Raw genomic sequence first — 8,630 nt, forward strand, 5'->3', positions numbered from 1 at the left:
GATGGTCGCGGCGATGACTCGCCGCGGCTGGCCCATGAGGGATTGACCGCTTTGGCGCGCGGCGATGTGAGTCTCGCCGGCCGTTGCTATGAGCGGTTGATTCATCGCTGGAGGGTGATCAGACTTCGGGAACGGAGCAACTTATGGTAGGAAAACCTGACATAGCCGCCTTTAGGCTGAAATTTCAACGTTTTCCCTACCTGTCGGTTGAGTCACTTTTGACCGTTCGGCCTATGTTGTCCTGCAATGTCGGCCTGGACGATGGAACGGCGCGATATGGCACGCCCCATTAGCAACATCGCGCACCAGATCTCTGGAGGAGACAACCCATGACAGCGCGTACACATGACCCCGAGCAGCTGCTGACCCCGGCGGAGGTGGCGTCCATGTTCCGCGTGGATCCGAAGACCGTGACTCGTTGGGCCAAGGCAGGCAAGCTCAGTGCCATTCGTACTCTCGGCGGTCACCGCCGCTACCGGGAGTCCGAAGTGCGCGACCTGCTCAGCGAGCAGATCCCGGTCCCTCGCGAGTCCATGGAGGACCTCGCAACGCCCTAATCCGGTTGAAGGCGGCGCACCGATCCCCGGTGGGCCGCCTTTGTCGCGTACGGGGAACGGGGACGTAATCTTCTTGCTCGTGGATGTCACGGTGCTTTCCCTCATCGACGGCGCGCCCTCCTGCGGCGGCCCGCGCACCCAGGTCTTGGCCTGCGCCGACGCCCTGCGCGACGGCGGCGCCACGGTCGAACTGGCCGAGGCGCCCGACGACGCGGGCATCGACGAGGTGCTGAACGGGAAGGCCCGCATCGTGTTGGCCGCCGACACCGACGCCCAGATCAGGGCGGTGCTGCGCCGCGCCGTGCGGCTGTCGGCCCCGCCTCCCAGCAAGCGTGACCCCTCCCTGGAGGCCGACCGCACCGTGGCCGACCTTCCCGCCCTGGCGGTGTTGCCGCTGGCCGCCGAGCCCGACCTGGTGGCGCGGCTGGGCCTTCCCCGCGCCCCCGCCGACGTGGCGGCCGCCGCGCTCGGCGGCCGGGTGCGACGCACCGACGTGCTGCGGCACGACGGGGGAGGGGTCACGATCCACGGCATCCGTTTGGGCGGCGGCGATCGGGTGTGGCGCGGCAAGATCGCCCTGGACGACACCACGCTGTCCGACGGCGGCGAGTCGCTGGTGACCTGCGTGGTCGCCAACGCCGCCGGTTACGGCGAGGTCGAGGGGCTGCCCCTGTGCGATCCCGATCCCGCAGACGGCAAGCTGGACGTCGCCGTGGCCGCTCCGTACGTCCACGGTCTGCTGCGCAAGCGCACCCGGCTGGAGGTGCGGCGCGGCGCCGGTCGCGCCGTGGCCATCACCCCGGTCACCCCCGTGCCCTATGTGGACGATGGCGTGGTCGGAGAGCTGGATCGCAAGCGCACCTGGTGGATGGAGCGCGGCGCCGCGGGCTGGTACGTCATGGCCTGATAGGCCGGTTATGGCGGCCTTATACCCTGTATGGCGTAGTGGTACCCGTCACGTGATGCACTATGGGTGAACTGGTACCACAATGGGTTCTGGCATGACTCGACCGGATGACTAAGGAGCAGGCAGTGGAGCCACCTCGGACCGACCACGCCCCGGCCGCGCCTTCTTCGACAGGCACCTCGGACGCGGCGCCCGATCCCGCGGCACAACCCGACGCGCCCCGCGCCGAGGGCGACGAGCAGACCACGCAGCAGCACTGGTCCCCGTTCGCCCCGCCCCGGGAATCCGAACCCACGACGCCGCCCAACGGCCACCACGTGGTGAGCCCGCCGACCCAACAGCACCCCGCGGTGCCCGCGGAGAACCCGTACCCGCAGCAGTCCGCGCCGTACCAAGGGCAGCCGTACCAGCCCGCCGCGCAGTGGACGCCCGAGCAGCCGCCGCAGTGGCCGCAGCCCCCGCAGGCCGAGCCGCCCGCGCCGCCGGCCCCGCCGATGCCGTCGCCCCCGACCTCCCCGGCGCCGAACGCTCCACAGTCGCCGATCGCGCCGGAGAGCGCGCAGCCCTACCTTCCGGTGCCGTACTCGGACCAGATGGGCACCATGGACAGCCCCGCGGTCACGGCGGACGACTTCGCCCGGCGCCGCACCGTGGTGCCCACCAAGCCGGTGGCGAACTCGGGCGCCCGCGCGGCGCTGCGCAAGTCCACGTTCGGGCTGCTGTCCTTGGGCCCCAACAGGCGCGAGCAGGAGATCGCCCGGTCCACCGACGCCGTGCGGCGCAACTTCGGTGGCCTGCGGCAGATCACCGTGGTCAACCCCAAGGGCGGCGCCGGCAAGACCGTCGCGGTGCTGATGCTGGCCATGATGTTCGGCCAGCGGCGCGGCGGCTACGTGCTGGCCTGGGACAACAACGAGACCCAGGGAACCCTGGGAATGCGGTCCCAGCAGGACTTCCACACCCGCACGGTGCGCGACCTGCTGCGCGACCTCGACCACTTCCAGGGCCCCACGGGGCGGGTCGGCGACCTGTCGCAGTACGTCCGCGCCCAGGGCGAGGCCATGTTCGACGTGTTGGCCTCCGACGAGTCCGCCACCGCCGGGGAGATGCTCACCTCGCAGGCGTTCGGCGACATCCGCGAGGTGGTGAGCCGCTTCTACAAGCTGATCGTCGTCGACACCGGCAACAACGTCCGGGCGGCGAACTGGCAGTCGGCCATCGACGCCACCGACCAGCTCGTGGTGACCATGTCCGCCCGCAACGACTCCGCCGAGACCGCCGCGCGCATGCTCGACCACCTGGAGCAGAGCGGGCGGCGCGAGCTGGTGCGCGAGGCGGTCAGCGTCGTGTCCATGCCCGCGCATCGCAAGGACCTGGACCTGCCCGCCGTGCAGCGGCACTTCGCGGCGCGGACCCGGGCGGTCCTGTTGGCGCCGTACGAGAAGCTGCTGGATTCCGGCGAGCCGATCCGGTACAGCCTGCTGTCGCAGGCCACCCGCAACGCGTGGCTGAAGATCGCCGCGTCGGTGTCGGAGGGCCTGTAAGACCCGGCGGTTGCCGCGGTAACGGCGCCTCGCCCACAGGTAGGACGCGATCGTGATGGCCACGCACCACGCCACCGCGACCCACCCGTTCGAGCCGATGTGGGTGCCGAGCAGCAGGCCGCGCAGCGTCTCCATGATGGGCGTGAACGGCTGGTAGTCGGCGAAGACGCGCAGCCAGGTGGGCATCGAGTCGGTGGGCGCGAAACCGCTGCCCAGGAACGGAAGCAGTGTCAGCGGCATCGGCAGGTTGCTGGCCGTCTCGACGCTCTTGGCCACCAGGGCCAGCGCCACCGACAGCCAGGTCATCGCCAGCGAGGCCAGCAGGAGCATTCCCACGGCGCCCAGCCACTGGACGGCGTCCGCGGAGGGCCGGAACCCCACCGCGAACGCCACGGCGGTGACGATGGCCAGGCCGATCACGGTCTGCAGCATGGCTCCCAGCACGTGCCCGGTCAGCACCGAGGCCCGGGAGATCGCCATGGTGCGAAAGCGATCGATGATGCCGCTGGTCATGTCCATGGCCACGGCGATCGCGGTTCCCTGGGCGGTGGCCGCCATCGACATCAGCAGGATTCCGGGGACGAGATAGTTGGCGTAGGCGGTGCGGTCTCCGGCGGACGCGCCAAGGCCGCTGCCCATGGTGCCGCCGAAGACGTAGACGAACATCAAAAGGAAGATGATCGGCATCCCGACCAGCATGAGGGTGAGCGAGGGATAGCGTTTCATGTGGACGATCTGGCGGCGCAGCATGGCGCCGGAATCGCTGACGGCGTAGGACAAAGAGCTCATCGGGCGACCTCCCTGGTCGTGTCGTGGCCGGTGAGGGCGAGGAAGACGTCGTCGAGGTCGGGGGTGTGGACCGACAGCTCCTCGACGTCGATGGACGCGGCGTCCAGTTGGTCCAGAATGGAACGCAGCGAGGCGACGCCGGTGTCGCCGGGCACCTGAAGGGACAGTTCGGCGGCGTCGGTTTGGGCGTGGTGGAACACGCCTTCGGCCGCCCGCAGGCGCTCGGCGTCGGCGAAGCGCAGGCGGATGTGGCCGCCGGGGACCAGTTGCTTGAGCTCGCGGGCGGTGCCCTCGGCGACGAACCGTCCGCCGTCGAGCAGGGCGATGTGGTCGGCGAGTTCGTCGGCCTCCTCGAGGTACTGGGTGGTGAGGAAGACGGTGACGCCGTCGTCGACCATGGCGCGGATGCTGTCCCACATGGCGCGGCGGCTGCGCGGGTCGAGCCCCGTGGTGGGTTCGTCGAGGAACACGATGCGCGGGTCGCCGACCAGGCCCATGGCCAGGTCGAGCCGCCGCCTCATGCCACCCGAGTAGGTGGCGGGGGTGCGGGTGGCGGCGTCGGTGAGCTCGAAGCGGTCCAGCAGGGACGCGGCGCGGCGGGTGGATTCCCGGCGCCCCAGGTGATGCAGGCGGCCCATCAGCATCAGGTTCTCGCGGCCGGTGAGCAGGTCGTCGACGGCGGAGAACTGGCCGGTGACGCCGATGGCGGCGCGCACCGCGTCGGGGTCGGCGGCGACGTCGTGGCCCGCGACGCGCGCCTCGCCTCCGTCCGCGTTGATCAATGTGGACAGGATCTGGACGGTGGTGGTCTTTCCCGCACCGTTGGGGCCGAGCAGCGCGTAGATGGTTCCTGTGGGGACGGTGAAGTCGATGCCGTCCAGGACGAGGTTGTCGCCGAAGGACTTGCGAAGTCCCCGGACGAAAATGGCAGGGGGCATGAGCGGCTCCTTGCTAATCAATGGGAATGTTTGAATATTTGGGCACGCCGAGGGCGGACGTGCCGCGCGGGTGCGGCGGTGGGGTTAGATGTCGAGGTCCTCGACGTTGGGATATTCGGCGGCGGCGGCCACCATGCCGAAGAGCTCCTCGGGAATCAGGTGGCGCAGCTCGTCAAGGTTCTCGGCGATCTCCAGCGTGGCCTCGCCTTCCTTGAAGCCCCAGCTGTGCTCGTCGAGCCCCAGCATCAGGCGCCAGTTGCTGAGATCCTTGACCCAGTCTCCCGAGGTGGCGCTGTCCGTCCACTCGCGAGACTTGGTGGTGTGGGCGGCGTACTTGCCCGTGCGGGTGCGGTAGACGCGGTATTCGGTGATCTTGTGGTTGGTGGAGTGCGCCCACTCGCCGAGCAGGATGCCCGAGAAGCGCACCTTGCGTCCCACGCCCGGTCCCACCTGGACGGTGACGTCCTCGAAGCCCTCCTGTCGGCCCTCCTCCACGTTGATGTAGCGGCGCAGGGCCGCGGTGATGGCGGACGACAGGCTGCCGCCCGCGATCTCCTGGGCCCGCCGATACAGCGGGAGGTCGTCTTCGGAGACGTAGATCGTCTTGTTCGGCACCACGGCATCCTAACCTCCGGTCGGCGTTGTACGTATGAGTATACGTATATGGCGGCGGCGCGCAAGTCGGCGGGGGAGTTATCCACAATTCGCCACTTATCCACAGGCTCGGGATCGCGTTGTGGAGTGCGGGGCGTCGCGGGGCGAAGGTGGAAATCGCCGAAACACCGACCATCTGGGGGAAACCATGGACGACCTCGCCGATGCGCGGCCGCTGTTCATCACCGCCGAGCCGCGCACCGAAACCGACCTGCTCACCCTGGCCTCGGCGGCGGGCACGGGCGCGTGGATCGCGCCCGACACCGCCCGCGCCCGCCGCTACTGGGCGGCGGCCAGCGCGATCGTGATCGGCGCCGACCTGGTGCGCGACTGCGCCGAGGCGCGGCTGCCGCACCGCCGCGACGTCGTGCTGCTGACGGGGGACCACCTGGCGTACGACGAGGCGTGGCCCCTGGCCCTGAGCCTGGGCGCCGACCAGGTGGCGAGCCTGCCACAGGCCGCCGCCTGGCTCACCGGCCGCCTCGCGCCAGCATCGCCGCCGGGCACCACGGCGGCGGTACTGGCGATCACGGGAGCCCGCGGGGGCGTGGGTGCCAGCGTGCTGGCCGCCTCGGTGGCGCTGAACGCCGCGGCGCGAGGGCTGGCGACCACCCTGATCGACACCGACGCCCACGGCGGCGGCCTCGATCTGGTGCTGGGCTGGGAGGGCCTCGAGGGCCTGCGCTGGCCCGACATCTCCGCCACCGACGGCCCCTTCGACCCCGAGCGGCTGCGAGAACGCCTGCCCTCCAAGGGAAGGCTCGGCCTGCTGTCCTTCCACCGCCAGCGCGACGCCTCCCCGCCCCACGACCTCTTCGCCACGGTCATCGAGGCCGCCTGCCGCTCCTGCGACCTGGTGGTCGTCGACGTTCCCCGCTACGGCGAGTCCCGCCTCCTCGACGAGCTCGCGGGCGCCGACCTGGTCGCGCTCGTGGTGCCCGCCGAGGTGCGCGGCATCGCCGCGGCCCGTCGCGTGGTCGCCGAAACCGCCGTCCCGCACCAACGCCTGCGCGCCGTCGCTCGGGTCCCCTCGCCCGGCGGCCTCGAACCCGACCACATCGCCGCCTCCCTCGGCGTCGGCGTCCTCGCCGAACTCCGCACCGACCCCCGCCTGGGCCCCACCGTCGAGTCGGGCAAGCTCGGCACCCGCGCCCTGCGCGGCCCGATGTCCGCCACCTCCCAATCCCTCATCAACGCCGTCACCACCCCCGATCGCCACCCCGCCCCCGCCACGGGTGACGCCCGATGACCCCACCCGCCGCGTCCCCCACCCGCTCCTCAACCGTCGCGTGTCGGTGCCGTCTCTCGGAAACCGTGGCCGTGGACGCTGATTCGCCGACGTCGCACGCCACCGCCCGCGGCGACACCTGCTCTTCCATCGGTGTGGGTCGGCTCCATTTTTCGGATGCCGCGGCAGCGGAAGCCAATCCGCCGTCATTGGTGGCTGCCGCGTGCCGCCGCGCGAGCCGTTCTTCGATCGGTGTGGGTTGGCTCCATTTTTCGGATGCCGCGGCAGCGGAAGCCGACTCCCGCCGCCCGACCCTGGCATCGAGGGGGTCGCGATGAAGTCACTGACCTTGCTGGACTCGGTGCGGCGCAGGCTGATCGATGCCTGCGAGCCCGTGGGTGACGCCTCGTTGGCGGCGGCGGTGCGGGGCAATCGCGACGCGCCGCTGGCGGCCTCGGCCGTGTTGTCCACCGCCCGCCGCGTCGGTGACGACCTGCTGGGGGCGGGGCCGCTGCAGGCGCTGTTGGACGATCCGCAGGTGACCGACGTCCTGGTCAACGGGCCCGCCGAGGTGTGGGCCGATCGCGGGGATGGGTTGCGGCGGCTGCCCATCCGCTTTTCGAACGCCGCCGCCGTGCGCGCCCTGGCCACCCGCCTGGCGGCGGGTTGCGGTCGGCGCCTTGACGACTCCCATCCGACCGTCGACGCCTGCCTGCGCGACGGCACCCGCCTTCACGCCGTCCTGCCGCCGATCGCCGTCACGGGGCCGTACCTGAGCCTGCGCACCCACCGCGCCCGCGCCTTCGATCTGCCCGCGCTGCGCTCCGCGGGCACCCTCGATCCCGCCAGCGCCCGCCTGGTCGCCGACATCGTGGCCGCGCGGGTTCCGTTCCTGATCAGCGGCGGGACGGGATCGGGCAAGACGACCCTGCTGGCCACCCTGCTGGGCCAGGCCGACGCGGGCGAGCGCCTCGTGATCGTGGAGGACGCCACCGAGCTGGCCGTCGACCACCCCCACGCCCTCAGCCTGCAATCCCGCAGAGCCAATGTGGAGGGAGCGGGCACGGTGGACCTTCGCCAGCTGGTCCGCCAGTCGCTGCGGATGCGCCCCGACCGCATCATCGTGGGCGAGTGCCGCGGTGGCGAGGTCATCGATCTTCTCACCGCGATGAACACGGGCCACGACGGCTGCGCGGGAACCCTGCACGCCAACGCCCCCAGCGACGTCCCCGCCCGCCTCGCCGCCCTCGCGCTGCCCCACGGGGTTCCGCCGCGCGGGCTGCACGCCCTGATCGCCGCCGCCCTCCGCGTCATCATCCACATGGGACGGGATGCGGGGCGCCGCGTCGTTCAGGAGATCTGTCTGCTGTCGGTCGACGCCTCCCGCTCCGCCGTCGCCGTCGTCCCCGCCTGGCACCGCGACCTCGGCCTCCGCCCCGCCTTCCCCGTCCTGCGGGGGTTGTTGGACGACCGTCTCTCCGCCGCCGCGACACCCAGGGAGGAATCGTGAACCCGTCCCGCTGGCGCCCTCGGGTCTCGACCGCCCACCGACAGTCGCCGAGGCGCCCACGGTCGGCGCCGCGTCGTCCGCCCCTCGTTCCCCGCGTTCGTCGACCGAACCTGGGGGAGTCATGAGGGCGCGTAGGCGACTCCGACTCCTCGACGGCCACAGCAGTCCCCAGTGGACCAACGCGTTGCCGATCGCCTGGCGGAGGCTGGAAACCGCGATCGACGGGGACCCGCGGCGCCTGGTCCTCGGCATCGCCGCGGCGTCCGCCGTGCTCGTGCTCCCGCTCGGCGGCCCCGTGGCGGCTGGGGTGTGCGGCTGCTACGTCGCCGCCGCGACCCTGCTGTGGCGGGCGCACCGAGCCTCCCGAACCCGGGCGGCGTCCCGGCATCGGATGCGCGGCGACATCGCGATGCTGGCCGCCGAGCTGCGGGCGGGTGTCGCCCCCGGCGACCTGCTCGCCGCCGCCTGCCGCCGACTCTCCATATCCGACGATCCGCTGTGCG

At 71.3% G+C, this 8,630-nt stretch carries 8 protein-coding genes and 2 pseudogenes; 7 read left to right on the top strand and 3 right to left on the bottom strand.

Annotated elements, in window-relative coordinates:
- The 4 genes from VE172_RS25830 to VE172_RS23540 form a co-directional block, all read left to right on the top strand.
- A partial coding sequence (locus VE172_RS25830; RefSeq protein WP_475526128.1) for a DUF8083 family protein occupies positions 1-150 on the top strand: 150 nt, incomplete at its 5' end.
- Between the two features lie 179 nt (positions 151-329).
- Positions 330-557, top strand: a complete 228-nt coding sequence (locus VE172_RS23530; RefSeq protein WP_324804448.1) for a BldC family transcriptional regulator — start codon at positions 330-332, stop codon at positions 555-557.
- Between the two features lie 79 nt (positions 558-636).
- Positions 637-1,464 carry a hypothetical protein gene (locus tag VE172_RS23535; RefSeq protein WP_324804449.1) on the top strand — a complete coding sequence of 276 codons (828 nt, stop codon included), beginning with the start codon at positions 637-639 and terminating at the stop codon, positions 1,462-1,464.
- A gap of 125 nt (positions 1,465-1,589) precedes the next feature.
- A complete protein-coding gene (locus VE172_RS23540) occupies positions 1,590-3,008 on the top strand; it encodes a MinD/ParA family ATP-binding protein (protein WP_324804450.1) in 1,419 nt (472 codons plus the stop codon).
- A 6-nt stretch (positions 3,009-3,014) separates the two neighbouring features.
- Here the strand turns inward: VE172_RS23540 and VE172_RS23545 are convergent.
- The 3 genes and pseudogenes from VE172_RS23545 to VE172_RS23555 all read right to left on the bottom strand — a co-directional run.
- Positions 3,015-3,797, bottom strand: a pseudogene (locus VE172_RS23545) (ABC transporter permease); the annotation flags it as partial.
- Positions 3,794-4,735, bottom strand: a complete 942-nt coding sequence (locus VE172_RS23550; RefSeq protein WP_324804451.1) for an ATP-binding cassette domain-containing protein — start codon at positions 4,733-4,735, stop codon at positions 3,794-3,796. The gene VE172_RS23550 and the pseudogene VE172_RS23545, both read right to left, overlap by 4 nt.
- Before the next feature lie 84 nt (positions 4,736-4,819).
- Positions 4,820-5,350: an EXLDI protein gene (locus VE172_RS23555; protein WP_324804452.1), complete on the bottom strand. Its 531-nt coding sequence runs from the start codon at positions 5,348-5,350 to the stop codon at positions 4,820-4,822.
- Between the two features lie 187 nt (positions 5,351-5,537).
- On the opposite strand from VE172_RS23555, the gene ssd reads away from it, so the two are divergent.
- The 3 genes and pseudogenes from ssd to VE172_RS23570 form a co-directional block, all read left to right on the top strand.
- Complete coding sequence (gene ssd, locus VE172_RS23560) at positions 5,538-6,638, top strand: septum site-determining protein Ssd (RefSeq protein WP_324804453.1); 1,101 nt, start codon at positions 5,538-5,540, stop codon at positions 6,636-6,638.
- A gap of 313 nt (positions 6,639-6,951) precedes the next feature.
- Positions 6,952-8,127, top strand: coding sequence for a TadA family conjugal transfer-associated ATPase (locus VE172_RS23565; protein WP_324804454.1), 1,176 nt, complete (start codon positions 6,952-6,954; stop codon positions 8,125-8,127).
- A 121-nt stretch (positions 8,128-8,248) separates the two neighbouring features.
- A pseudogene (locus VE172_RS23570) lies at positions 8,249-8,630 on the top strand (hypothetical protein); the annotation flags it as partial.

The organism is Stackebrandtia sp., assembly GCF_035643755.1.
Lineage (GTDB): Bacteria > Actinomycetota > Actinomycetes > Mycobacteriales > Micromonosporaceae > Stackebrandtia.

What these genes read in the sequence shown, in the direction of transcription:
- VE172_RS23530 (WP_324804448.1), top strand. Translation starts at nt 330, where the DNA reads ATGACAGCGCGTACACATGACCCCGAGCAGCTGCTGACCCCGGCGGAG.
- VE172_RS23550 (WP_324804451.1), bottom strand. Translation starts at nt 4,735, where the DNA reads ATGCCCCCTGCCATTTTCGTCCGGGGACTTCGCAAGTCCTTCGGCGAC.
- ssd (WP_324804453.1), top strand. Translation starts at nt 5,538, where the DNA reads ATGGACGACCTCGCCGATGCGCGGCCGCTGTTCATCACCGCCGAGCCG.
- VE172_RS23565 (WP_324804454.1), top strand. Translation starts at nt 6,952, where the DNA reads ATGAAGTCACTGACCTTGCTGGACTCGGTGCGGCGCAGGCTGATCGAT.